Here is a 26,888-nt window from a genome sequence, read left to right on the forward strand (position 1 = left end):
TATCGATCGGATCGAATTAATATTTATCAAATTGTATCATTCTTTCATTTCAGGCAGATAAATAATAAATGTTGCACCCTTGCCTTCCTCACTCACAGCCGTCAAATGTCCGTTGTGGTTTTGTACTACTTTTCGGCACAAGGCCAGACCGATACCCGAACCGGAATATTCGCTTCGCCCGTGAAGGCGCTGAAACATTTGAAATATTCTGTCGAGATGTTCCATACTAAAACCGATTCCATTATCCTCTATTTCAATTTTGATATAACCCTGATCTGATGCAAGATCAGTTGAGATTTCTGTATCTTGCTGATAAACTCTTGAACTCCTTATCTGGATTACAGGCTTCTGCTCTTCATTTCTATATTTTACCGAGTTGCTTATAATATTTTGAATAAGTTGGGAGAGTTGGCGGGCGTTTCCCCAAACCGGAATAAGTTCTTCTGTGATAACGCGCGCGCCGGACTCCTGCACGGCGATCTCCAGATCAGATAAAACCTCAGCTACCACTTTATTCATGTTAACGACCGAAAACTCCCCATCACGCGTCGAAAGTCTTGAATAAGCAAGCAGATCGTCAATCATCATTGACATTCTTTTTCCTGCATCCTGCATTCGGTTCAGCATGAATACACCAGAAGTATCCAGAATGTCCTCATATTGTGTTTGAAGGCGCGAACTGAACGATTGGATTTTCCTGAGAGGCTCCTGCATATCATGACTTGCAGCATAAGCAAATTGCTGAAGATTAGTATTTGAAACCGTTAATTCCTGGTTGGCCTTTCGCAACTCGTTGGTCCTCTTCTGGATATGCTGTTCAAGTTCGCTGGCCAACTGCCGGTATTTTTCTTCACTTTTTTCAAGCATAGACCGCGATTCGATCTGCGAGGTCACATCGATCGCCATATCAAGAATAGCGTAAATTTCACCATCCGAATCACGAAGGGGCTGATATGTAAAATCAAAGTAAAAAGTTTTCATTACGCCGTCTATTACCAGATCTGCCCGCGCTGCATCTGAATGATAGGCGATTCCTGTGGTATAAACATCGTCAAGAATTTGCATGAAAGGCTGCGCGCGCAGCTCAGGCAGCACATCCACCAGCTTTTTGCCTGCGACACTGTTACCCTTTCCCCAAATTTTCAGCATAGCATCATTCGGGTTTTCAATAACCAGATCCCTGCCAACAAAAAGTGAAATTGCAATGGGCGCTTCATCGATCAAATTTCTAAGCTTCCTTTCGCTATCTGCGATTTTGAGCTTAGCGCGCACCTGATCTGAAATTTCACTAGCTACGACAATTATTCCGTTTACCCTGTCAGATTCAAATATAGGAGTATAAACAAAATTGAAATAAACCGGCTCCTGCCTCCCATCTCTGAACAGTTCGACCCTGGCCTCAGATCCATAATACGGAACTCCGGATTGGTAGACATTCGCTAACAAAGCCGGATATTCCTGTCCTTTCAGCTCAGGTAAAGCTTCTATAAGCGGCATTCCAAGAACACTGGCATCTTTTCCCCAAACGTGGAGAATGCTGGGATTTGCTGCTTCAATTATCAAATTCTCTCCTTTCAACAGTCCGATGGCAACCGGGGCGCTGTCAATCAACAGCCTGAGGTTTGCCTCACTCTCGGCGAGTTTTTTCTCTGCCTCCACCCTGGCCGTAATGTCGAGTACGATCCCTGACAACGTCACAGCCTGACCATCCGAGTTGATCAAATTTTTACCGATTACCTTGACCCAATGCACGGAGCCGTCCTGCCAGATAAACCTTGCCTCATAACTTAGCTCACCCGTTTTTCGAGTCTCGGCATATGCAGCATCACGAACCGGAAGATCGTCTTTATGAATATGCTCAACAAAAACCTCTCTCCGCTTGGTATTTGACTCAGTGCCGGTAAGAATTTTAACGAAAGTCGGCGAATACAGAATTTCATCTGTTGCAAGATCCAGTGTAAAAGAACCCGCGCCCGAACCTTCAATCGCAACGGAAGCCCGCTGGTCGGCAATTGAAACCCTTTCTTTGATAAGTACCTGATTCGTAATATCTTTCGTAACACCGGAAAAACGATACGGCTTCCCATCCGCGCTGAAATATGCCTGTCCCGTTGTATGGACCCATCGCAAACTATTGTCAAAAGCATCAAAGGTTCTGTATTCTATATCATACTTTCCACCTGATTCTGCTGTAAGCGCACGTTCCACAGCCGCACTAATCCTATCACGATCGTCAGGATGGGCATTTTGTATTACTTCCACGGATGAAATTGACTGTACATTTTTAAATCCGTGAAGCGTCTGAGTTCCCTCGCCCCAATGGACAATCTGATTCTCTATATCAAATTCCCAGGTATACAATTGAGCAGAAGACAGAGCAAAACTAAGACGGGTCTCACTTTCCTCCAATGCTTTTTGATAAGCAATCCGTTCTGAAATATCTTGCATCGAAGCGACTATACGGACGGGTTTGTCTCCTTCCATGATCGTAAATCCTCTGTCGTGAACGTACGCAAAAGATCCATCAGCCTTTCTGAAACGATAATATTGAGACCAGTTTTTCTCCCTTTGCCCGATCAGATTATGAATATTTGTGACCACACGCGTCTGATCATCGGGATGGATATTGTCATACCAAAAATCTTGCCCGGATACAATATCTTGCTTTCTGTAACCAAAAAGAGAATCTATGACATCGCTCCACCATATCGTCTTTTTTTCCAGATCCCAATCACGAATTACATCATGTGTCGCCTTCGCTACCAGATCAAATCTTTCCTTCGCCAGGGTAAGATCATCAGCGATGCTTTTTTCATTATTCATTAGTAACCTTTTATAACTTAATATTCAAAAGAATTTTCTCAAAAAAGCCGTCGTTCAAATATTTTACAGGCGGTGATTATTAAGATAAAGTAAAAACCTCAATAAATTTCACTAAAATCCGGTCAATAAAAATGTGCCACGCAATTGCGCAGTTTCCAACCTACTTTTTGCGGCCGCTGGACTGCGTGATTGCCATTGAATTCAGTACCATAATTTCGAAGAAAATGAACATTTTCGCATTTTTTAAGGGTAGCTAGAGAGGAAATAAGTCTTCCTATTAAATCAGAATCAGTTACCAGAAAAGATATATTCCATTGCATCCTAAAATGAAAAAAACAGAAGACAACCGACGTGAATTTATTCGCAGTACTATGGGAACGGCAGCTGGAATTATAATGATGTCGTCCCTTCCCGGAGAGGCAAAAAATATCTCAAGCTATTCAGTAACGGCAAAGCCTGCAGTGTTGGAGGACGAAATCGTTGAGCCTGGACGGATCAAGTTTGCAGTAATCGGTATGAATCACAACCATATATACGGACAAGTGGAAGCTGTTATTCGAGGTGGAGGGCAACTTGTTGCGTACTATGCAAAAGAAGCTGAACTGACCGCTGCTTTCGGAAAAAAATATCCTGATGCAAAACTGGTAGCAAACGAAAAAGACATCCTGAACGACAAGTCAATTCAACTCGTTTTGAGTTCTGCCATTCCTGACGAGCGTGCCCCGATCGGTATACGGGTTATGCAAAGCGGAAAAGACTATATGGCTGACAAGCCGGGAATTACTTCGCTTGAACAGCTGGCACAAGTACGGAAAGTACAAAAAGAAACAGGCCGCATCTACTCCATTATGTATAGTGAACGTCTTGAAAACCGGGCGACTGTAAAAGCGGGAGAGCTTGTAAAAGCCGGAGCAATCGGAAAGGTTATCCAGACAATAGGACTTGGCCCTCATCGAATTTCTGCAAATTCACGTCCTGAATGGTTTTTTGATGCAAAACGTTATGGCGGCGTGATATGCGATATCGCTTCTCACCAGTTTGACCAATTCTTATTCTTTACCGGATCAACAAAAGCAGAAGTTGTAGCTTCTCAGGTTGGCAATGTGAGCCATCCTCAATATCCTAAATTCGAGGATTTTGGGGACTGCATGATCCGTGGAAATGGCGGAACCGGCTACATACGGGTAGACTGGTTTACTCCGGATGGGCTAAAAAGCTGGGGTGATGGCCGTCTGACAATCTTGGGAACTGAAGGATTTATTGAACTTCGTAAAAATGTGGATATTGCCGGACGTGACGGTGGAAACCATTTGTTTTTAGTTAACGGGAAAGAAACTCAATATATCGATTGCAGCAAAGAACCATTGCCATATGGAAGGCAACTGGTCGACGATGTTTTGAACAGAACTGAAACTGCGATGTCGCAGGAGCACTGTTTTCTTGCAACTGAACTTTCGTTGAAGGCTCAAAAACAGGCTCAGCAAGTTAAACTGACTGTTTAAAAGTACAACAAAAATCGGGCTGCGAGTCGATCACTCCGCAGCCCGATTTTCATTGTGTCCGGATTATTATTTAACAAGATCATTGATGATCTTTTCGACTGACTTCATAATTAGTTTTAAATAATTCATTTTTCCGGATGCCTGTGCAATCATTATTCCTCCCTCAATCGTAGCGATAATCGTCAAAGCAATTTGTTCCGGATTAACAGACGGATCAATTTCCTTTGCAGCAATTCCATGCCCGATAAGTTCGATAATCGTTTGCTTCCAACGCAAAATGCCTGCCAGTGCCTTCTTCTTTAATCCAGGATGTGTATCGTCGGCCTCAATGGCGGTATTTAAAATCGGACAACCTCCGTCGGGGAACGGATGCGAAAGAAAATTGACGTAAACATTCACAAATACCAATAACTTTTCACGGGTCGTATTTTGTTTGGCAAGCTCTGCTTTATAGATTTCATTTATCTTCGACAGATTATAGTCAAACGCCGCGAGCGCTACTTCGTCCTTGTTGGAAAAATTCCCGTAAATACTTCCGCGTGTCAGACCAGTTGCCTCAGTCATATCATTGATGGAAGTTCCCGCATAGCCTTTTCTATTAAAAATAGGCGCAGTCTTCTCGATGATAAACGCTTTCGTTTTCTCTGCTTTTGACATAAAACAGTATTAATATTTAACACAAATATATACCATTCGGTATACTTTATCAAGTTTGTTTTCTTCTTTTCGGACTTGTTAGCCACACTTATTCCTGTCAGAAAAAAGAGATTGACATTTTATCAGCAGACTTGTACATTTCATCGAAAAAATAAAAACCTCAAATTTATATAGCTTACTTGCAGTTCGCAGCATTTACGGCAGACCTGTATCTTTCAGAACCAAACCGCATTATACCATGTGTAAAAAGATCCTGATCGTTGAAGATGAGTATATCGTTGCCGGCGATATTCGTATCACGCTGGAGAACGCCGGATATAAAGTTTGTGGTATCGCATTTTCTGTTGACGAAGCACTCCAGATGATCGCAACGGAGAAGCCGTGCCTGATCGTTCTGGATATTTATCTGCAGGGAGATCGGACAGGAATTGATCTTGCGCTTTTGCTCAATGAGATGAACCTGCCATTTATCTATTTATCTGCAAACTCGAGTGCCCAGGTTTTGCAAGCTGCAAAAGCGACTAATCCCTATGGATTTCTTGTTAAACCGTTTCGCGAGAAGGATTTACTTGTAACGCTTGATATCGCCCAGTATCGCCATCACTATGATCAGCAGCAAAAAGCGAGATCTCTGACAATCTCAGATTTCAAAAGCACCTTCAAAACAACCGGGCTGGAAAAGCCGGACGATGAAGAAATCAAAACAGACTTCGAAGGAATTATTGGAACAAGTCGAGGTATGCAGGAAGTTTTTGAACTGGTCAGACAGGTTGCAGCCAGCACTACTTCCGTTTTGATTCTGGGAGAAAGTGGTACGGGAAAAGAAGGAATTGCATCAATAATCCATAAATTATCCCCACGCAGAAATAGACCTTTTATCAAGGTTAACTGCGCAGCCCTTCCTCCCAATCTCATAGAATCTGAATTTTTTGGTCATGAAAAAGGCTCTTTTACAGGTGCTTATGAAAAGCGGATTGGAAAATTCGAACAAGCCTCAGGCGGCACAATAATGCTGGATGAAATCGGTGAAATGCCTTTGGATTTCCAAGTAAAGTTGCTGCGGGTATTACAAGAAAAGGAAATCGAAAGAATTGGCGGAAGAGGTTCAATCAAGGTGGATGTCCGTATTGTTGCAGCGACCAGCAGAGATTTGGAAAAGGAAATAGCGAGTGGGCGTTTTCGGCTTGATCTCTATTACAGGCTTTTTGTTTTTCCTATAATGCTTCCTCCACTGCGGGAGCGCCCTGAAGACATTCCCTTGTTGGCTCATTATTTCTTTAAACATTACGCAAAACTTGCGGGTAAGCGGCTGGAGTCGATATCTAAATATGCCTTGGATCAATTAACTACATATTCCTGGCCGGGAAACGTCAGGGAATTACAACATTTGATCGAACGAAGTGTGCTGATGGCATCCGGCAACCAAATAGAAGAAATATTGCTGCCGCCTTCCAACGAAGCAAAAGTCGAAAATATAGCAAGACGTACCGATTCTCCTGTAAAAACAATGGAGGAGCTTGAGCGGGATCATATTCTTTCCGTATTGAAAAAATGTAACAACAGGATATCCGGGCCCAATGGAGCTGCAGTTCTGCTGGATCTCCCGGTATCAACCATGGTGAGCAAAATGAAAAAACTCGGGATCGTTAAAAGTAATATAAGTTAGTTAGTAAGAACATTCCCCGCCCAACCGCAAGACGAGTTGATCATGCACTTGATCTTTGGCATAAAAATTGAACGATTTTGTCAAAAACAATGGACTAAAAAGTCAAATCCGGCAATTGTCCATCTTGTAATTTTGAATATTAATCAAACGAAATAAAAGTAAATAAGCTACAAAATGGCAACAGAATCGAGAGCATCTTTAACCTATAGATTAGGTAACGATATAGAAATAAACCGCTTAGGATACGGCGCAATGCAACTTACCGGATTCGGAGTTTTTGGAGAAGTTGAAGACCGGGAGAATGCAAAAAAAGTTTTACAGGAAGCAGTTTCGGCTGGCGTGAATTTCATAGATACAGCAGATGCCTATGGCCCGCACTTCAATGAGTCGCTCATTGCTGATGCCTTGCATCCGTATAAGAAGGGACTGGTTATCGCTACGAAGGGTGGATTCACGCGCCCAGGCCCAAATCAATGGGTACCAAATGGAGATCCGAAATTCATTCAGGAAAACATTGAAGGCAGCCTGAAAAGATTAAAAGTTGATACGATCGATCTCTGGCAGCTCCACCGCTTCGACCCGAAAATACCAGTCGAAGAGACGCTTGCACCTGTGGCAGAAGCAGTTAAAGCCGGAAAGATTAAATACGTCGGTTTATCTGAGGTTGATATCAAACAAATTGAGCAAGCCGAAAAAATCCTTCCAATCGTCTCTGTCCAAAATCTATATAACCTTGGCAACAGACAGTGGGAAGAAATTGTAGATTATACTGCCAAAAAAGGGCAAGCTTTTATACCATGGTTCCCGCTGGCTTCCGGTCCTCAGAAGCTCGCAGAAAAACTTGGAAAAATTGCCGAGGACCATAAAGCAACGACTGCGCAGATTGCCCTTGCGTGGCTTTTAAGAAGGTCGCCAAACATTCTTTTAATCCCCGGTACCAAATCAGTTGACCATTTGCATGAAAATCTGAAAGCGTCTGAAATTGAGCTGACGGATGAAGAATTTGAACAATTGTCCAAATAGTGGTGTATCCATAAATAAATGGCTTCCTGGTGTCCAGGAAGCCATTTATTTTATACGAGAATACGTATCAGCAAATAAATTTAGCTATTAGTAGAAAAATTATTCGGATGAAGGCAGGCTTTCCAATATTCTATGATCAGTTCAATTTGTTTTTTAAAGGCATCAAAACCGCTTGCCTTTTTATAATATCCCTGGATCGTGGATTCATAAGCAACTTCGACTAACCCGGCATTGCCCGAAGTACTTAGAAAAACAAAAGGGATCGACTTCTTTTTAAGGTAATCATTACCATCAATATACTGCCTTAACTCCAGACCATTCATGACCGGCATATTGATATCACACAAAATCAAAAATGGCTGTTCCTTTGTTACTTCCAGATATTTAAGTGCTTCCAGGCCGTTGTCAAAGAAATGAACTGCATTCGGTATTTTCATCTCTTCCAGCACACTCTTCAAAAGGTACTGGTCATCTGCGTCGTCTTCAATTGAAATTATCGGACCTCTCAATGACATATTTCAAAATTAACTGGTTAAAACTTACTACTCAGACCGTAACTTCTTACTATTTACAACGTTTTAAGTTTTTTTCCAAAAGCACCCCTGTTCCTGTGTCAAGATCGTGCTTTGTTTGAACACGAATACTGGTATATATACAACAAAATCCTTCAAACAGCTATTTCGAAAAACATTATTAAACAACAATTTTACCAACTGATATGGCTCTGTTTTATCGAGTTGGGGAGTGGCAGATTCTAATCTATGCCAAATTGGGATACGATATTTGGCATAAAAGTTATATCAAAAGTCTTTGCCGGATAAGATAGGAATTCCGTTTCAAGTCTGGTAACTTGATTTTTAATTGTGCAAATTAAGATCAAGTTTCTACCAAGTGACGATAATTTGTGCTACTTAAACCTGGTTCCGAGTCAGGAAATGGCCGTTTTATCGGTTTAACGAAAATAACTAATCTAAATAGAGTAGCTTAAAATGGGATCAGATACTAAGGAAATTGAACAATTAGGCATCAACACCGCGAGATTGCTCTCCGTTGACGCAGTGCAAAAAGCAAATTCAGGGCATCCGGGCATGCCTATGGGAGCCGCTCCGATGGCTCACGTTTTATGGTCGCACTTCATGCACTATAATCCCAAAAATCCGGATTGGGCTAATCGCGACAGGTTTATTTTATCTGCTGGCCATGGCTGCATGCTTCAATACAGCTACCTGCATTTGACAGGTTATGATCTTTCACTCGACGACCTTAAAAATTTCAGACAACTCGATAGTAAAACAGCTGGCCATCCCGAGTATGGACTGGCACCGGGAATTGATGTTACAACAGGGCCGTTAGGTCAGGGTTTTGCTAATGGAATCGGCTTTGCAATCGCCCAGAAACACCTTGCTGCACGTTACAACAAACCAGGCTATGAAATTTTCGATTATAATATTTACGCCATCTGCAGTGATGGTGATATGATGGAAGGCGTTACTTCGGAAGCCGCCTCGCTGGCCGGGCATTTGGAATTAGGTAACATTATTTATTTATATGATGATAACCATATTTCTATTGAAGGCGCAACTGACATCGCTTTTACCGAAGATGTAGCAAAACGTTTTGAAGCATATGGCTGGCATGTTCAGGTTGTCGATGATGGAAATGATGTTAGCGCTCTGAATATTGCCGTGAGGAATGCACAAGGTGAAAAAAATCGCCCTTCGCTCATCAAAGTTCGCACACAGATCGCATACGGGAGTCCGAATAAAGTAGATACAGCGGGTTCACATGGTTCTCCACTGGGAGCGGATGAAGTGAAATTAGTAAAAGAGTTTTTCGGTTTCGATCCGGAACAGTCCTTTGTCGTTCCCGAAGAAGTTGCAGATTACTACAAAGCGGCCGGAGAAAAGGGAACTGCGCTTGAAAAGAAATGGAATGAGCTGTTCGGTGAATATAAAGAGAAATTCCCCGAGCTTGCTGCCGAATATGAACTGGCAAGCAGCGGTGAATTGCCAAAAGGCTGGCAGGATAATCTTCCGGTTTTTGAAGCTTCCGACAAAAAAATGGCAACGCGCCAGGCGTCAGGAAAAGTTCTGAATGCGATTGCAGCCAGCCTGCCTAATTTAATTGGAGGGGCGGCAGATTTAGCTCCGTCTACCGACACGAATCTTAAAGAATTTGACTCTTTTACTCCTGAAAAAAGAGATGGAAGAAACTTCCATTTTGGTATCAGGGAACATGCCATGGGCTCTGCCTTAAACGGAATGGCGTTAACAAAAGGCGTGATTCCGTTCGGTGCGACCTTCCTGATTTTTTCAGAATATATGCGTCCGCCGATACGCCTGGCTGCGATCATGAAAATAAAACCGATTTTTGTTTACACGCACGACAGTATCGGTCTGGGCGAAGACGGAACGACGCACCAGCCCATTGAGCAATTAATTTCACTGCGTTCGATTCCAAATATTGTTGTGATCCGCCCGGCGGACGCCAATGAAACCGCACAGGCATGGCGCGTGGCACTGGAACATAAAGGCGGTCCGGTAGTAGTCGTTTTTACCCGCCAGGGATTGACAATTTTAGACCAGACAAAATATGGCAAGGCTACACAGTTAGAAAAGGGTGCGTATATACTTTCTGATTCGGAGAAGACACCGGATGTAATTCTGATTGCGACTGGCTCTGAGGTTGAATTGATTATGTCCGCCCAGGCCAGATTAAAAGAAGAAGGCATTGCCGCGCGCGTCGTGAGTATGCCATCCTGGGAGTTATTTGAAAGGCAGGATGCTGCTTATAAGGAAGAAGTTTTCCCCAAGGCGATCAGAAAACGCCTGGCAGTTGAGACAGGCTCTCCCCTTGGATGGCATAAGTACGTGACTGACGAGGGTGACATTATTGCCATGACAACGTTTGGAGAATCGGCTCCGGCTGAGGAATTGTATAAAGTTTTCGGATTTACCGTCGAAAATGTAATTAATAAGGCAAAAGCTTTGTTGGGTAAATAGGGCTAAACCGGCAATAATGCGGCTCAACTAAGGTTAGAACCACATTATTGTCGTCCTAAGTAAGTGATTTATAAAATTATAAATTTTTAATTCAAATTAAAGTTGGTTATGGCAAGTAACAAAGTAAAACAGATCCACGATTTTGGGCAAAGCATCTGGTTGGATTTCATTGACCGTAAGATCATTAACACAGGTGAATTAAAAAAATTAGTTGAAGAAGACGGCGTAAGAGGCGTCACTTCAAATCCCGCTATTTTCGAAAAGGCGATCAGCAGTAGCTCTGACTACGACGCCGATATCAGCGAGTTGTCAAAAGGAGATAAAACAAACGAAGAAATATTTTTTGGTCTGGCGGTAAGTGATATCAAACTCGCGTGTGACCTTTTACGTCCGGTTTACGACGAAGAAGTTGTAGGAGCCGACGGATATGTAAGTCTTGAAGTATCTCCATTTCTTGCGTTGGATACCGAGGGAACGATCAAACAAGCACTTGAACTTTGGAAAGCGGTAGACAAGCCGAATGTAATGATCAAAATTCCGGGAACCGAGCCTGGACTTCCTGCCATTCAAAAGGCTATTTCTGAAGGTTTGAATATCAATGTTACGCTGCTTTTTGGTCTGGATCGTTACGAGGCGGTGACAGAAGCTTATATTTCAGGTTTGGAAGAAAGAGCGGAAAAAGGCTTACCGATTGATAAAATTTCTTCGGTTGCAAGTTTCTTCCTAAGCCGTATCGACGTTTTGGTTGACCCAATGCTTGACGAAAAAGGGCTTGGAGAGCTGAAAGGCGAAGTTGCAATTGCATCTGCCAAGAAAGCCTACGAGATTTATAAAAGAGTATTTAGCACAGACCGCTGGAAGAAACTGGCGGACAAAGGTGCTGTTCCTCAGCGTTTGCTTTGGGCAAGTACTAGCAGCAAAAACCCTGCGTTTAAGGACACGAAATATGTTGAGGCGTTAATCGGGCCAGATACTGTTGATACCATTCCGTTGGAAACGCTGGAAGCATACCGTGACCACGGTGATCCTGCAAGCCGTCTGGAAGATGATCTGGACACGGCAACAGAAATTCTTGAAAAAATCAAGGCTGCCGGTATCGATATCGATGCGGTAACGAAACAATTGGAAGAGGAAGGAATTGATAAATTTAATAAGCCTTTTGAGAAATTACTGCAGGCTATTGAAGACCAAAAATCCAAAGTCAACTAATTCTTGTAATGGAAAGTACTGATCTTAAAATTCTGTTTTTTGATATCGGTGGCGTGCTCCTCAGCAATGGCTGGGGGCACGAATCCCGAAAAATTGCAGCAGAAAAATTTGGTCTGGATTACGACGAGGTGAATGTTCTGCATAATTTCATTTTTAATGTATATGAAATTGGAAGTATTACCCTTGACGAATATCTCGACACCGTTATCTTCAATCACCCCCGCGACTTCGCCAGAGAAGATTTTAAAGCGTTTATTTACGCACAGTCGGTCGAGCTGCCTGATATGCTGAAATGGCTGAAAGAATGGAAAAAAGACTGCGGGTTCCGTGTTATTTCGATTAATAATGAAGGCAAGGAATTAAATGATTATCGTGTTCGGAAATTTAAACTCCACGAATGTTTTGACGCCTTTATTTCCTCTTGTGAAGTAAAAATGCGTAAACCTGATCCCGGACTATTTAATCTTGCGATGGGTATAGCACAAGCTACACCTTCGCAATGCGTCTATTTTGACGATCGGATCATGTTTACGACCACGGCTCAAAAACTTGGAATCCGGGCTTTTCATCATACCAGTTTTGAGTCTACAAAGGAAATTCTTGAAGGTCTAAAAAGAGAAAAATTCCCACAATCATGAGTGAAGAGCAAAAATATAATTTCGGTATGATCGGGCTTGGAACAATGGGCCGGAACTTACTGCTGAATATCGGTGACCATGGCTTTGCAGGAGCCGGTTATGACAAAGATGCTACAAAAGGTGCCTTGCTTGAAGAAGAAGGTAAGGATATAAAAGTTAAAGGGTTTAGTGATATAAAGGAATTCGTTGCGAGCCTGACAACGCCGCGCGCTATTACGATGCTCGTGCCCGCCGGAAAGATTGTCGACAGCGTTATTGAAGAACTCTTGCCTTTGCTTGATAAGGGCGATATTCTTATCGATGGGGGGAATTCTCACTTCGCTGACACAAACCGACGCGTCGAATATCTTGAAGATCTTGGTTATCACTTCTTTGGGATGGGTATTTCGGGTGGAGAAGAAGGTGCTCGCCGCGGACCCAGCATTATGCCGGGAGGTGATAAGAAGGCATATTCGGTAATGAAACCAATCCTGGAAGCCATCGCCGCGAAAGTGGATGATGTTCCTTGCGTCACGTATATCGGGCAAGGTTCGGCCGGTCATTTTGTAAAAATGGTGCATAATGGAATTGAATATGGTCTGATGCAGCTGCTCTCAGAAAGCTATGAAATTCTAAAAAACGGATTAAAACTGGATGGAGATTCTATTCAGAAAATATTTGCAGGCTGGAACGAGGGAAGATTGCAATCATTTCTGGTAGATATAACGGCCGATATTTTCAAATATAGAGTGCCAGGTTCTGACCATTTGCTTTTGGATGATATCAAGGATGAAGCCAGAGCAAAAGGAACTGGAAAGTGGACTTCGCAGGCTGCTATGGATTTGCAATCTCCAATTCCTACCATAGATACGGCAGTTGCCATGCGGGATCTATCAAAATACAAAGCACTTCGTGAACAGGCTGCAACTTTATACAGTACCCAGGAAACGGAGAAACTGGATGTAGACCAGGACAAGTTCCTTGTCGACCTTGAACAAGCGTTTTACTTTAGCATGATCATAACGTATGCACAAGGAATGCAGATGCTTTCCAACGCTTCTACGGAGTATAATTATGGTCTGAATCTTTCTGAAATTGCAAAAATATGGCGCGGCGGGTGTATCATTCGATCGTCCTTTTTGAATGATATTTATAATGCTTACGAGAAAGACGAGGAACTAAAACATTTGTTGCTTTACGAGGATGTTGCAAATTTGGTGAATGAAACAATTCCAGGCATCCGGTCGGTCTTGTCCAAAGCCGTAGCAAATGGAATCGCGATTCCGGCATTTGCTTCTTCATTAAGTTATTTTGACGCCTTTCGAAGCAAAAGAATGCCATCAAATCTGATTCAGGCACAGCGCGATTTTTTTGGCGCTCATACCTATGAACTTATTGGGAAAGAAGGTGTTTTCCATACACAATGGGTTCCGAAAAATGGATCGGAAATTTAGAAATTTGTCTGTAAACCAACGACATCATGTATTCAACAATAAAATCACAGCCAACAATATTTATTATTTTCGGCGGTACCGGTGACCTTAATTCGCGTAAACTGGCGCCGGCATTATATAATCTTTTTTTGGAAGGCTGGCTGCCTGACGAATTTTCTATCATAGGAACAGGCCGCACACCGCTGTCTGACGATGATTTTAAAGTAAAAATTCTTGAAGGGATCAATTCATTTTCAAGAAGCGGGAAAGCGGCTGACGATAAATGGGCTGAATTTTCCAAGCATCTTTACTATCAGGTTTCGGACATCAACGATCACCAGACTTACAAGGAATTCGGTGCGCGAATTGAGAAACATAATTCCGAATGGGGAACAAAGGCCAATGTCATTTACTATTTGGCTGTATCTCCAAATTTCTTCCCGATAATCGCTGAAAATATATCTAAAAGTAATTTGGCCGATGATCCTGAAAAAACAAGAATCGTCATTGAAAAACCTTTCGGCCACGATCTGGATTCTGCGGTTTCGCTGAACAAACTTCTATCAGGTATTTTTGATGAAAAACAGATATATCGTATCGACCATTATCTGGGTAAACAGACGGTACAAAATATCATGGCTTTCCGTTTTGCAAATGCTATTCTGGAACCTATCTGGAACCGGAATTATATTGAGCACGTGCAAATATCTGTTACCGAGCAACTTGGCGTTGAAGAACGCGGCGATTATTACGACGGCTCCGGTGCGATGCGCGATATGATCCAGAATCACTTGTTGCAGCTTCTGTGCCTTGTCGCGATGGAATCTCCGGTAAGTTTTGACGCTGACGAAATCCGTAACCGTAAGGTGGATGTCCTTAAAGCGATGCGAAAATTCACACCGGAAGATGTTCGTTTGTCAGCCGTTCGCGGCCAGTATGGAAGTGGCTGGATGAAGGGACAGGAAGTTCCGGGGTATCGTGAGGAGCCCAAAGTCAATCCGGAATCCAATACCGAGACTTTTGCTGCAATCAAGTTTTTTGTAGATAACTGGCGCTGGCAAGGTGTTCCGTTTTACGTGCGTACCGGAAAACGTCTGCACCAGTCTGCTTCTGTGATCACGATCCAGTTCAAGGATGTACCGCATTTCGTTTTTCCCAAAGAAGCAAATGAAAGCTGGCAGCAAAATCGTCTGATCATCAGCATTCAACCAGAAATGAGCATACGTCTGCAGGTTCAGGCAAAGCGTCCCGGACTTGATATGTATCTGAACTCGGTAGATATGGTTTTTGATTATAAAGGAACCTACACTGAACAGGCACCGGAAGCTTACGAAACTTTGCTTTTGGATACCATGCTCGGAGATCAGACTTTGTTTATGCGCGGCGACCAGGTTGAAACGGCTTGGGAACTGATTATGCCAATCCTAAATGCATGGCAGGGAAGAAAAAGTTTGAATTTCCCGAATTATTCCGCTGATTCGTGGGGACCAGAAATTGCCGAGGCACTTATCGCCCGCGACGGTTTTCACTGGTTTACCTTGCCGATTAAAAGCAAGAAATAATCTATCAGTCTTCATAACAAAACAGGGGAGCAGCCCAAAAGGCGCTCCCCTGTTTTATGTTTTATAATTTGCTGACTTTAAGAGTCTCCTATGCAAGGATTGTGTGAATGAACTTTCGCTACCACCCCTCTTTTTTCTTTACGTTTCAGTCGTTCCAGATTCTTTCTCTTTCCGTATTCCAATAATTCGCGACCGTAGCCCGTCTTGAAAAAATGGGATTCCAGCAAGCAGATTGTCGCTTTACGCCAGTTTCCGTTATCTATTTTGCAACCCGTTTTTCGTTCAATTTCTTCCTGCATCAGCATATCTCTTTTGGAAAACTGCTCGGTACCAAAATGATACAAATCGGCATCGCACATAATCTGCTGCAAGAGATTTTCCGGTTTCTGCGGCATAACAGTTGCCATAATACACTTATGAATTTCAAGGATCAGGTCTTCTTTTACACCAAGGTTTCTTAGAAATCCGGCTGCCATATCTGCTCCTCTTTGCTCATGCCCGTTGGCTTCTCCTGTATAATATCCGGTATCATGAAACCAGGCAGCGGCTACAACAATGAACGTTTCCCTATCTTCAAGTCCATAATGGTCTGCCATCTTTGCAGCGTGAGTTACCACATCTTGTGTATGGGCAAAGTTATGGAATGTCAATGTTGAGTCTTCCTTAGCATCGTAAAAACGCTCCACATACTGCTGAACCACATTAAGGATTTCCGCGTATTTCATATTCTTGAAATAAAAAAATTGACACCTAACGTCATATTCGGCTCATCTAAACGACCACAACTTATACTTACAAAACCTGTACCAATGCATGGTTGCAATCGGATCACAATTTCAATTTATAAATACTGAACGGTATTTTCAAAAAAAAATTTCTCTATTTACAGATTCAAAAGCAAAATTTTGAAAAAAGTCGCTTTTGCGACATATCCAGGGCCAATCTTCTAATCAGATTTTAACTTCTTCGGCAGAAATCAAATTTTTGATACTAATCATCTGCCTTCTTGCTTATCACTTTTCCCGTTTTATCGTAGGTAACATCAAGTTCAGAACCTGTATTTTTCAGCTCTACCTTGTAAGTTACAATGCCGGCATTGTCCGTTTTCTTTGGATCATGAATTTTATATCCTTTATAGTCTTTGGTAATCGCAGCAACTACCTCTTTGGGCAATTGTTCTGATTTAATTTCTTCTTTATGTTTTACAATTTTACCTGTCTTTTCCAGCCAAACCTCATGATCATCTTTTCCTATCTCAAATTCCACTTTGTAGAGTGCGGCTTTCAGCTTCCATTCAACGTCCATTGCTTTTGGAAATTGTTGCTTAAAAGTATTTAATACAACCGAGGGAACGTCCGTTTCTTTAAGATCCTGCCCTACACTTACTGCCGCATAAAACATGCTGCAGGCGACAAAAATTAACTTTTTCATATAATACTAATTTAGTTTTAACAAAATAACCATTCAATTCCGGAAAGAAACGGGAATCATTTATTTTCTTTTTTTCGGCGGTTCAAATATCACGCGGGCTAAAAAACTGATGCCATTATCTTTTAAATTTACAGGGATCCCTGTCACTAACCCTAAGGCCAGATTCGAGGTAATCATTAATTTAACCTGAGGTCTTACCACCGTCTCAGATCTCCATCCCGAATATTCCTGATTGACTTCCACACCGATCAGATTTCCCCCGTTTGTCAGCTCATAATGCATACTTGCGTTCAGTTGATAGTACCGCTCAGACCTTTTCTCTCCTGCGTTAAACTCCCACTCAGGGCCAGTGTAAACCATGGAATGAACTCGCCTGCCCCAACGTTTTGCGGCCACGAAAAACGGACTCATACTATGCCCTTTCAGAGGCGCCGACCCATGACTTAAAGAATAAAACGAGTGTGTCCTGAACTCATGAATATTGCCGATGGCCATAGACATGTTATATTTTGGAGAGACCAGAAAAGTATACTGGGAAGCCAGCTTAATGCCTTCCATTCTGTTTCTGGGGGCTTCCTCATCCTCATCGTGGTCAAACTCCGGTTTGTAAAAAGTAAACGGAACTTCAACTTCCAGGCCTAATCGGTTTACCGGAGAAAATTCGTATTCAAAAAATCCGGTGTTGGCAACATAGCCTTTCAGCTCTTCCATGCCCCACCCCGCATTTAATTCTTTTTCTCCTTTCCGTGCTCCCAGATCACGAATCAGGTCGATGTATAAAGGTTCTGCGTGATGAATTTTTACCGGCCGTTTCGACAGAGAATCTGATTGTCCAAAAGCGGCTGAACAAATAGTAAGGGCTAGAAATATGTGGATGATGTGTTTCATACTTTTAACGTTTGATAATACAATGTTAAAAGTCAAAACAGGAAACATTTGGGAATCCGGATCCTTCCTGTTCTTTATTTGAAATAAACCGTCATCTTATGCCCGTTATCAAAGTAATACGCGACAGACAATCCATACAAATCGGAAATAGCTTTGACTATTGCCAGCCCGAGTCCGGTATTATTCTTCTCGTTTGATTTCTTATGAAAACGCTGAAATATTTTCTGCCCGTCCAGTGGAATATTGCTTCCGGAATTTCTAATAGTAAAGGAAGCCGGATTGATCGTCACATCCACCGAACCATTGTCAACATTATGAACAATTGCATTTTTCAGGAAATTCGTAACGAAAATCTCAGCAAGGTCTTTATTCATATAGGCGTACAATTGATCATTTTCCTGAAATGAAATATGTACATTTTTATAATCGGCAAAATCTGAGAACTCTTCGATCAGATTTTTGAATATTGCATTAATGTCAACCTGTTCGTTATCCTGAAATTGTTTATTTTCTATTTTCGATAATAGAAGCAGGGATTTGTTTAGCCGCTTCAGGCGTTCCAATGTCTGGATTATCTGACCGATCGCGACAAGATTACTCTCCGTCAGATCTTCTCTTTCTGAAAGTAATTCAAGTTTGTTAATACTGATAGCAAGAGGCGTTTGCAGTTCATGGGAGGCATTTTCAATAAACTGCTTCTGTCCCTGATATGTTTCCAGCGTCCGGTTCAGCAATAAAGTCACCGCCTCATTCAGCTCCTTGAATTCCTTCACCTGCGTTTCAGCCGGTTTTATCATCGGATCTTTTCCAATCTTAAACTGTTTCAACTGATCGAGCAAAAGATAAAAAGGCTTCCAGGTCTTTTTAAGCAAAAAATTATTAACGATGAGAATACTGGCAATCATGGCCACATAGAGCCAGATCAGGGAATATAAAAGATCCTCGATCAAATCATCTTCTTCAACCATCGAGGAAATTACCTTTAGTTCATAGTATTTGTTATTTAATGCAAAAGCGGAAGTAAGCATTCTGACCGGCTCATAATCTTCCTCATTCAACATATACATCAGCGTGTCCTGATGAATATCTTTTCTTAGAATCGCCACGGATTCTGGTAGTTCACGAATTTCGTAATTGCTTTCTGCAAATTCTTTTTTATTTAAAATCGTCGAATCCTCCTCTGCTTTTTTAATAATTAAAAGTTTGTAATTGTCCAGTCCGTCATCGAGACTGTCATATACTTCATCCAACATGTTGACATAAAATATTGCCGCCCATATACTGATGATCACCAACAAAGTGATCGACAAATATTTTAAAGTATGGTTAAGCAACTTCATAAAACGATGAGTTTATAACCCAATCCGTACACGGCCTGAATTTCAATGCCAGCCTGGCTTTCTTTAAGTTTCTTGCGAAGATTTTTGATCTGTGAATAAATAAATTCGTAATCATCAGCCTCATCCATATGATCTCCCCAGACATGTTCAGCAAGTGAAGTTTTATTTACAAGCCTGTTTTTATTGACCACCATATAGCTCAGAATATCAAATTCTTTCCGGTTCAACAGCAGCGGCTGATTATTGATGTGTAAGGTCCGGTCATCCAGATCAAGTTTAACATTGCCTAATTCAACCGTATTTTTTCCGCCAAACGATTTTCGGCGCAAAACTGATTTAATCCGTGCATTTAATTCTGCGATATGGAAAGGCTTGGTAAGGTAATCATCCGCTCCAAGTTCAAGGCCGGTTAACTTATCGTCGAGCGAGTCCTTTGCAGAAATAATGATCACATTGTCTGACTTATCCATATTTTTAAGCTCCTGAAGAATATCAAGGCCGCTGCCGCCCGGGAGCATAATATCGAGCAAAATGCAATCGTAATCAAACGAAATAATTTTGTCCAGCGCACTGGCATAATCGCCTGCACTTTCTACAAGAAAACTTTCCTTTTCGAGGGATTGACGAATTACTTCCATCAACTCCGTCTCGTCTTCAATAATCAGTATTTTCATAGGCCGTAAAGTTCAAAAACAAAACTGGAAAGAATCTGTAAAAAAGTATTCTTCGAAAAAATACTGAACAATACTTATTTCAATCCAGACGATAATTCAAAACAATAGCAGTTACAGTAATTAATTCATAACGATTTTATTGTCGCAAGAAAAAACATATATCTAAAAAATGGAACTAAGACAAACGTATTAGTATTTTGCTGATATTTTTTATACTTTTCACATTAATTTAATTGTGCCGGTGAGAAGAGAAACTAATTTATACAGGCTGAGCAAGTATACAGTATGATTGATACCGTTTCCAGTTTTTTTTGCTCAAAAAGTTTAAAAACTATATTCACTTGCGCTCTCTTACTCATTTCATCATGTAAAATATGGGCACAAAACGATACTGCATCCACAGGCAAAGCTGCATTTATCTTTAATCTCGATTCCCGAAACACATATATCAATCATAAACGGATAAATATATGGGGTTTAAGAGCAGGTCTCACTTTTGGAAAAAGATCCCATGGCCTGACACTGGGTTACTACTGGTTGGGATACAACGCATCGCACAATCTGATTCGTTGGAAAAAGATGCTTTCTCCAACGATTAATTTAGCTAACATCAGACAAACCGATGTTCAGTTTTTAAGTCTTGCCTACTGGTATCCGATTTTAAAAACGCCCAAATGGATACTGTCAGCACCGGTTGAAGTTGGGATTGGAAAGCAGTCTTCGCATTATAAAGATTTTTTTGAAGACCTGATCATGCGCAGAAAAGAAAGATATTTTCAGCCGTTTCAGTTGGGTCTTTATGCAGAACATCGCCTGACACCCTGGGCTGGCCTGAACATTCAGGCAGGTTATCGAAATGCAATATCAAAGGGGAATATTCAACACAAATTCGGCGGGGTTTATTATAGTTATGGCCTGACTTTGTACCCTGAAACCATTATGAAAGATATAAAAAAGTGGAAAGCCAAACGCAATTAATATCATCAATTTTCCAAAAATATACTTACTATAAAGAAAAAGAAGCAACCGAAAAGGCTGCTTCATTTTTCTTTCAAACTATACAATCACAAATCAAATCCTTAACGTCGTCCCCCACGGGCTACGCCACCACCGCCTACGGAACCTCCGCCACGGCTGTAACCACCTCCATAAGAGGGACTTCGAAAATTGCCCCCTCCGTTGTTATAACTTCTGGGAGTATTATTATAGGTTCTGGGGGCGCTATTACTTCTGTTGTAAGAACCCTGATTTGGCAAGTAGCGACCTCCTTGTGAATAGCCACGACCAGTATTATTATATGTTCTTGGAGAAGATAACCAGTTTGATCTTGATCCCATTTCAGGATTATAATGTCTTCCGGCAGCACCTATAAAACCATTTCTCGGGGAGACATAACGTCCTCTTGAAATGTAATGATTACGATAATAATTCCCGTATGTGCGGTACAAGTGAGGATAATAACGATAAGCTCCTCCAAAAAACCAGGTTGAAAAACCGAGTGTCGGGAAACCGTATCCATACAGGCCCATTCCGTAATACATACCACCTCCGAAACCAAATGCGCCTGGATACCACATTGGCGAACCATACCAGGATGGATATCCAAACCAGTAAGAATATGGGTTACTGTAATAATTGATCACTTTATCACCTGTTGGTGCTGGGTAGCTATATCCGCCGCTTTGTGCATATTGCTGCGTTGCCCGATCATATTCTTGCTGCGCTTGTGGATCCTGCGCCAATTCTTTTTTATAATTATCCAGATCCTGCTTGTTATCGGCCTCAATCTTGTCATGCGCATCGGCCAGTTTTTGACGCGTGCCATCAGGATCATTTCTAAATTCTTCCCCCAAACGAGCGGTCAAATCGTTGTGATCATTTAAAATCGAAAGGACATCAGGCATTTCCTGTAAATTTTTAAAAGCTTCCTGAGCATCCGAATTCAACGGCTTTATTAAATCCGAGAATGAAGCAACGGCCTGCTGATTAAGATTATCAACCGTTACAAGGTCATTATGATGATTACGATAAAGTTTCCATGCTGCTTCCTGCAACTCTTTCGATGGATTATTTAACAATCCGTTGATTTGTTCTTTGGACTGTTTACGTGGCAAAGTTGCCAGCGTATGCATCAGTTCAGGATAACGCGATACCTCGTAAAACCAATTCTGCTTTTTCTGAGGGTATCCCTGGATCGTAGCCTGGAAACGCTGTGTAGTATATTCGCGGATCCGGGCCACCTTATCCAATACTTCCGGATACTGTGTTGCAATCAGGATATTATTCCTTACTTCTTCTTTATAAGGAGCAACGGTTGGAACAATACTCTGCTCTACCGGTTTGGAAGGACGCTGATCCGCATAATCTGCATCATTTTGGCTATACGCTGTAAGCGAAATGGTTAAAAATGAAAATGCTGTAAAAAATGTTGTTAAAAAACGGAAATTAAAGGTTTTATCTCCCTCTAAAACGGCGCAGGGATCACCTTTTTTATGCGATTTCATGAGCTTTTGCGTTAAATTTTGAATTACTTTGTAACCTTTAACATATTAAAATTACAATTCGATTCTGTTGAAATTTTGTAGTTCTGGCAAGTATTCGAATAATTTAAAATTTATTTTAGAGCCGGTAAAACAGGCACCCGTCAGGGCACCTGCTTATTTGGGTCACTAATACTTTTTAGAAAAAAAAATTGTTATGACTGGTTTACCGGAAAACTTTTCATCAGTTTTTTCACCCCCTTATTGATTCGTTTATCAAGAGTGTTTGGGTTGGTGACGTCACCTGAAACTGCTCTCTGCCAAACGATCTCTCCGGTTTTGGCATCAACAACATCAAGTATCAAAGTACCATCTGTGCTATTGGTTGATGAGGGATATCCACCGTAACCGTAACCTCCATAAGGAATCCCCCAGCCGAATCTTCCCCAACCCATCATCGGGTATCCCATCATCGGATATCCTCCATAATAATTTTTACGGACACGTTGGGTATAAGTATGAAACTGCAATAAAAAGTCCGGATTTCCAGTCTCTCGTATCAGACCTTTCTCATTCAATGCTGCGTCAAACGCTTTCTGTATACGCTGACGTGAATAAGTGCTGTTATACATTGGGTTTTGGTTTGTCTTCATATCCGGCACAATCCAGTTATAGGTCTTGACCGGAGCATTGTCCGATACTTTCGACGGGGAATTTGCGAAAACGACGCCGCTCAATATGCTAAGCAAGCTCAACAGAATCAGATTCTTTTTCATTTTTACGATGATTAAATTTTTAGGATTTAAAAAAATAAACATAGCATTCGTGTAGGGGCGGACACCAGGCCCGCCCTGCCAACATCACAAACCAATCGCATAATATTGTGTTTCCTGACTTCCCGGATAAACTCCCTCAATCATTACCCCACCCTTTTTACCTTCCAATGCTTTCATTGCCTGCTGCACGTTCCCTACCGGTGTTTTATCTATTTTAGTAATAACGAATCCGTCCTGCATATCAGTATTCTGACGGACCTTTCCTGCATTAATTTGGCTCACCTGCACGCCCTGTTCAACATCCCATGCTCTCTTCTGCTGAGCAGTCAGATCTTGTAATTCGATTCCAAGGTTGTCAAAAGTCTGAGCTGATTTTTCAGCCACCAATGTTCCTGCGCTACTTTTTAGTGCAACGGTAACAATTTTGTCAGCACCATCACGGTTCACGTTGACCAAGACCTTATCGCCAGGCTTATGCTGAGCAATTGCTTCCTGCAACTGTGCCACACTTTCTATATCATGGCCATCAATTTTTGTAATCACATCACCCACCTTAATACCAGCCTCACGCGCTGCACTCTGATCGGCAAAATTTTCCACGCGAACACCTTCGTCCACTTTCAAGTCATATGATTTAACTTTTGCGCCGTCTACTTCACTGATACCAACGCCGAGATAACCTCGTTGTACGGAACCAAATTTCGAAATATCTTCCACAACTTTGTGTGCGATACTGGAAGGGACTGCGAATGAATAACCTGCAAACGATCCGGTCTGGCTGGCAATGGCTGTGTTAATCCCGATGAGATTGCCGTTTAAATCAACCAAAGCACCACCTGAGTTTCCCGGATTCACTGCCGCATCAGTCTGAATAAAGGACTCGACGGGAGCCTTTGAATTCTCTCCAAGAATGTTGATGCTGCGACCTTTCGCGCTTACGATCCCCGCCGTTACAGTCGAAGTCAGGTTATATGGATTACCAACCGCCAAAACCCATTGTCCAACTTTGACGTTTTCAGAATTTCCGAACGATAAAGCTGGAAGATTTTTAGCTTCAATCTGGATCAGCGCAATATCCGTATTCGGATCAGAGCCTATCACTTTCGCTTTAAAGGTGCGTTTGTCAGCCAATGTAACTTCCAAAGATTCTGCTCCCTGAATTACGTGATTATTTGTCACAATAAATCCATCCGGATTAATGATTACTCCGGATCCCGAAGCCTGTGGTTTTTCGCCTCTTCCACTACCCTGCGGTGCATCCTGACCAAAAGGACTGCGACCTCCAAAAAAGTCTTTCAACTCTTCCGGCACTTCCATCTGGCTCACATTCCTTTCAGCTTTCATCGTGGATTTAATATGGACAACAGCCGCAGTCGCTTTTTGGGAAGCAAGAGAAAAATCCGCTGGAATCATCGCCACATTTGTACCAGTACTTTTCTCTTCCAGCCTCGTTTTCATCACGGGCATATTGGTCTCTACCCAATTGGAGATCGTATCAGGTTTGCTAAAATGTTCATAGGCTGCGAAAGATGTACCGCCAACGAAAGCGAATGCCAGGGCAACAGGAGCTAATTTCTTGATATTTTGTTTTTCGAACATGACTACAAAAAGATGAAAAGTTGAAAGATGATTAACCGAAGATCAAAGTGCCCGAAAGAAGTCCAGCTGAAACCTTTTCCACCACTCTGCCTCGTATGTTAATTCAAATTTGCAACACGATCCTGTTGTAATCTTGTGGGAATTCTGAAGAGATTCTGAAGTTTTATTTTTTTGAAAAATAAATTATAAATGAAACAAAAAAAGGAAGGTTAAAAACCTCCCCCTTTCCTTTGTTATTAGCCATGAAAAATCTTTATGTCACCAACTCACGGTCAATACGTGCCATTCGTTGTCTATATCATATTTTAAGTTCTGTCCGTTAACCTCGCAAATGGTTTTTACCAAAGCTAATCCAAGACCTAACGAAGCAGATAACGTACTTTCCTTACGAAAACGTTCAAAAAGTTGTTCCGGATTCGCATTCAGTGGTTTTCCTGTATTTCGGACAGATAATATTCTTTCGCGTAAGATAATAATAATCTTTCCTTTTTCAACGTTATGCCTGATCGCGTTTGTCAATAAATTATTTACAAGTATTTCAGCCAGCGCAGGATGTATCACAGGACCAAACGGTTGTAAGTCTGTTTGAATGCTTAATTCGCGCTGGTCAATTAAATCTTCAAGATCCCTCAGTTTACTATTAATGATCGGAACCAGATTAATCGGATCAGTTCCTGCCAGAAACTGCCTGTTTTCAATTTTAGTAAGCAATAATAATGCCTGATTCAAACGCCCCAATCTGTTTGCAGCCTCACTAACGCTCGACAAGGCAACCAGCTGCGATTCCGTTAGTGACTCATCCTGAAAGAGTCCTTCAATTTTCGAAAGTATGACAGCAAGCGGCGTTTGAATCTCGTGGGACGCATTTTCGGTAAATTCTTTCAGATTTTGATACGCCGTCGTTACCCTGCTTGTCAGGTGCGTAACGGACTGGTTCAGCTGATCAAATTCAAGCGTTTTCTGCGGCTCGAATGTCAGCGTCTCGTGCTGCTGAATCTGGTAAGCGTCGAGTTTCCCCAACGTTTTATAGAAAGGTTTCCACAACCGTTTGGAAAGCCAGCTATTTAATACCAGGAGTGAAATAAGCATAACCGTGACAATGAATGTGACCGTCATCACCACTGCCTCCATCAGATGTTGTCTTTGCAGCAGCATTTTACTGATCGTTACGCGATACCACTGCCCCAAAGCCCTTTCATAAAAAACAAGCTGGCGGTATGGCTGAAATTCATTTTCCGCCAGATTCAGCATTGATGTTTCCCGGATAAAAGACCGTCCCGGATACCGGACAGGTTCCAGTTGCAGACTATCTCCAAGCTGCAGGATATAAACCGGCAACGTTTCCAGATGTTTCAATTGCCAGCGCACTTTTACCTGGCTTTGAAATAACTCCTTGTTCGCTTCACGATCAATAAGATACCGAACTGAGACGTAAAACAATCCCGCTCCCAAAAAAAGTACAACCATGGAAGTTACCAGTTGATAGCGAAGGATCTGAGCTAATAATTTCATTGTTCGCTGAACTTATATCCAACACCATAAATCGAACGCAGGTAATCCGGACAACCTTTGTCCATCAATTTTTTCCTTAAATTTTTAATGTGCGTATAAATAAAATCAAAATTGTCCATCAGGTCGGCGTCGTCTCCCCACAAATGTTCAGCAATTGATTCTTTCGTTAAAACTCTGTTTTTATTTGCGATCAGATAAATTAAAAGGTCATATTCCTTCCGGGTCAGGATAATTTCCTGCGTATCAACCGAAACAAAATGCTCCTGCGGTTCAACAATAATTTTACCAAAACGGATCTGCTGATTTCCCTGAAAGTTTCGTCTTCTTATCACAGCCTGAACTCTTGCATTAAGTTCAGACAAATGAAAAGGTTTGGTCAAATAATCGTCAGAACCGAGGTTTAAGCCTTCAATCCGGTCATCAAGCGAGTTTTTTGCAGAAATAATGATGATACCAGTTTCAGGAAACTTCCTTTTTAACTCTCTGACAGCATCCAGCCCATCACCATCGGGAAGCATAATATCGACCAGTACACAGTCGTATTTATAAATATTAATTTTCTCAATGGCAGATTCGTAATCCTGCGCCCACTCGCATATAAAATTCTCACGCTGAAAATAATTCTGGATACTGGTCGCCAGCGCTTTCTCGTCTTCTATGAGTAATAGCTTCATGCCCAAAGGTTTTGTACAAA

At 41.8% G+C, this 26,888-nt stretch carries 22 protein-coding genes; 9 read left to right on the forward strand and 13 right to left on the reverse strand.

The genetic code is table 11. The annotated features are described in order from the left end of the window. Positions 1 to 36: 36 nt before the first annotated feature. On the reverse strand, positions 37 to 2,823 hold the full coding sequence (locus BMY70_RS14690; RefSeq protein WP_090336088.1) for a PAS domain-containing sensor histidine kinase: 2,787 nt from the start codon (positions 2,821 to 2,823) through the stop codon (positions 37 to 39). A gap of 326 nt (positions 2,824 to 3,149) precedes the next feature. Here BMY70_RS14690 and BMY70_RS14695 point away from each other — a divergent pair, with 326 nt between their 5' ends. Next, positions 3,150 to 4,325, forward strand: a complete 1,176-nt coding sequence (locus BMY70_RS14695; protein WP_090336090.1) for a Gfo/Idh/MocA family protein — start codon at positions 3,150 to 3,152, stop codon at positions 4,323 to 4,325. A gap of 66 nt (positions 4,326 to 4,391) precedes the next feature. On the opposite strand, the gene BMY70_RS14700 is transcribed toward BMY70_RS14695, so the two are convergent. Next, complete coding sequence (locus tag BMY70_RS14700) at positions 4,392 to 4,982, reverse strand: TetR/AcrR family transcriptional regulator (RefSeq protein ID WP_090336092.1); 591 nt, start codon at positions 4,980 to 4,982, stop codon at positions 4,392 to 4,394. A gap of 238 nt (positions 4,983 to 5,220) precedes the next feature. On the opposite strand from BMY70_RS14700, the gene BMY70_RS14705 reads away from it, so the two are divergent. Then, on the forward strand, positions 5,221 to 6,648 hold the full coding sequence (locus BMY70_RS14705) for a sigma-54-dependent transcriptional regulator (protein ID WP_090336093.1): 1,428 nt from the start codon (positions 5,221 to 5,223) through the stop codon (positions 6,646 to 6,648). Positions 6,649 to 6,822: 174 nt separating this feature from the next. Next, positions 6,823 to 7,671 (forward strand): aldo/keto reductase, encoded by an 849-nt coding sequence (locus BMY70_RS14710; protein ID WP_090336095.1) that lies wholly within the window; start codon positions 6,823 to 6,825, stop codon positions 7,669 to 7,671. An 80-nt stretch (positions 7,672 to 7,751) separates the two neighbouring features. Here BMY70_RS14710 and BMY70_RS14715 read toward each other — a convergent pair whose 3' ends face one another. Beyond that, on the reverse strand, positions 7,752 to 8,186 hold the full coding sequence (locus BMY70_RS14715) for a response regulator (RefSeq protein WP_090336097.1): 435 nt from the start codon (positions 8,184 to 8,186) through the stop codon (positions 7,752 to 7,754). Between the two features lie 474 nt (positions 8,187 to 8,660). Between BMY70_RS14715 and tkt the strand changes: the two genes are divergently transcribed. From tkt to zwf, 5 genes are all read left to right on the forward strand, one after another. Continuing rightward, a complete protein-coding gene (tkt, locus tag BMY70_RS14720) occupies positions 8,661 to 10,673 on the forward strand; it encodes a transketolase (protein WP_090336099.1) in 2,013 nt (670 codons plus the stop codon). Between the two features lie 108 nt (positions 10,674 to 10,781). After that, the gene (gene tal / locus BMY70_RS14725; RefSeq protein WP_090336101.1) at positions 10,782 to 11,882 is read left to right on the forward strand and encodes a transaldolase; all 1,101 of its coding nucleotides are present in this window, start codon (positions 10,782 to 10,784) and stop codon (positions 11,880 to 11,882) included. Between the two features lie 8 nt (positions 11,883 to 11,890). Beyond that, the gene (locus tag BMY70_RS14730; RefSeq protein WP_090336102.1) at positions 11,891 to 12,520 is read left to right on the forward strand and encodes an HAD family hydrolase; all 630 of its coding nucleotides are present in this window, start codon (positions 11,891 to 11,893) and stop codon (positions 12,518 to 12,520) included. Beyond that, positions 12,517 to 13,953 (forward strand): NADP-dependent phosphogluconate dehydrogenase, encoded by a 1,437-nt coding sequence (gene gnd / locus BMY70_RS14735; protein WP_090336105.1) that lies wholly within the window; start codon positions 12,517 to 12,519, stop codon positions 13,951 to 13,953. The genes BMY70_RS14730 and gnd overlap by 4 nt, the downstream gene beginning before the upstream one ends. A 26-nt stretch (positions 13,954 to 13,979) precedes the next feature. Beyond that, on the forward strand, positions 13,980 to 15,494 hold the full coding sequence (gene zwf / locus BMY70_RS14740; protein ID WP_090336107.1) for a glucose-6-phosphate dehydrogenase: 1,515 nt from the start codon (positions 13,980 to 13,982) through the stop codon (positions 15,492 to 15,494). A 77-nt stretch (positions 15,495 to 15,571) separates the two neighbouring features. On the opposite strand, the gene BMY70_RS14745 is transcribed toward zwf, so the two are convergent. The 5 genes from BMY70_RS14745 to BMY70_RS14765 all read right to left on the reverse strand — a co-directional run bounded on the left by BMY70_RS14745 (position 15,572) and on the right by BMY70_RS14765 (position 19,827). Next, positions 15,572 to 16,219, reverse strand: a complete 648-nt coding sequence (locus BMY70_RS14745) for an HD domain-containing protein (RefSeq protein ID WP_090336110.1) — start codon at positions 16,217 to 16,219, stop codon at positions 15,572 to 15,574. A gap of 265 nt (positions 16,220 to 16,484) precedes the next feature. After that, positions 16,485 to 16,925 (reverse strand): PepSY-like domain-containing protein, encoded by a 441-nt coding sequence (locus BMY70_RS14750; protein ID WP_090336112.1) that lies wholly within the window; start codon positions 16,923 to 16,925, stop codon positions 16,485 to 16,487. Positions 16,926 to 16,985: 60 nt separating this feature from the next. Continuing rightward, entirely contained in the window at positions 16,986 to 17,813 is an 828-nt protein-coding gene (locus BMY70_RS14755) for an HAEPLYID family protein (RefSeq protein WP_143072102.1), read from the reverse strand. Between the two features lie 74 nt (positions 17,814 to 17,887). Further along, positions 17,888 to 19,153 carry a PorY family sensor histidine kinase gene (gene porY, locus BMY70_RS14760; protein WP_090336116.1) on the reverse strand — a complete coding sequence of 422 codons (1,266 nt, stop codon included), beginning with the start codon at positions 19,151 to 19,153 and terminating at the stop codon, positions 17,888 to 17,890. Continuing rightward, positions 19,150 to 19,827, reverse strand: coding sequence for a response regulator transcription factor (locus tag BMY70_RS14765; protein WP_090336118.1), 678 nt, complete (start codon positions 19,825 to 19,827; stop codon positions 19,150 to 19,152). Before BMY70_RS14765 ends, porY begins: the two co-directional genes overlap by 4 nt. 579 nt (positions 19,828 to 20,406) lie before the next feature. Here BMY70_RS14765 and BMY70_RS30680 point away from each other — a divergent pair. Next, positions 20,407 to 20,805, forward strand: a complete 399-nt coding sequence (locus tag BMY70_RS30680) for a hypothetical protein (protein ID WP_143072103.1) — start codon at positions 20,407 to 20,409, stop codon at positions 20,803 to 20,805. A gap of 101 nt (positions 20,806 to 20,906) precedes the next feature. Here BMY70_RS30680 and BMY70_RS14775 read toward each other — a convergent pair whose 3' ends face one another. From BMY70_RS14775 to BMY70_RS14795, 5 genes are all read right to left on the reverse strand, one after another. Continuing rightward, a complete protein-coding gene (locus tag BMY70_RS14775; protein WP_090336123.1) occupies positions 20,907 to 22,331 on the reverse strand; it encodes a hypothetical protein in 1,425 nt (474 codons plus the stop codon). A 191-nt stretch (positions 22,332 to 22,522) separates the two neighbouring features. Next, on the reverse strand, positions 22,523 to 23,083 hold the full coding sequence (locus BMY70_RS14780) for a DUF4136 domain-containing protein (RefSeq protein WP_177197027.1): 561 nt from the start codon (positions 23,081 to 23,083) through the stop codon (positions 22,523 to 22,525). Between the two features lie 84 nt (positions 23,084 to 23,167). Further along, on the reverse strand, positions 23,168 to 24,682 hold the full coding sequence (locus BMY70_RS14785; protein ID WP_090336127.1) for a Do family serine endopeptidase: 1,515 nt from the start codon (positions 24,680 to 24,682) through the stop codon (positions 23,168 to 23,170). A gap of 258 nt (positions 24,683 to 24,940) precedes the next feature. Further along, on the reverse strand, positions 24,941 to 26,194 hold the full coding sequence (locus BMY70_RS14790) for a sensor histidine kinase (protein ID WP_090336129.1): 1,254 nt from the start codon (positions 26,192 to 26,194) through the stop codon (positions 24,941 to 24,943). Next, complete coding sequence (locus tag BMY70_RS14795; protein WP_090336131.1) at positions 26,191 to 26,868, reverse strand: response regulator transcription factor; 678 nt, start codon at positions 26,866 to 26,868, stop codon at positions 26,191 to 26,193. The genes BMY70_RS14790 and BMY70_RS14795 overlap by 4 nt, the downstream gene beginning before the upstream one ends. Between the last annotated feature and the right edge of the window lie 20 nt (positions 26,869 to 26,888).

It is taken from the genome of Dyadobacter koreensis, assembly GCF_900108855.1.
Lineage (GTDB): Bacteria > Bacteroidota > Bacteroidia > Cytophagales > Spirosomataceae > Dyadobacter > Dyadobacter koreensis.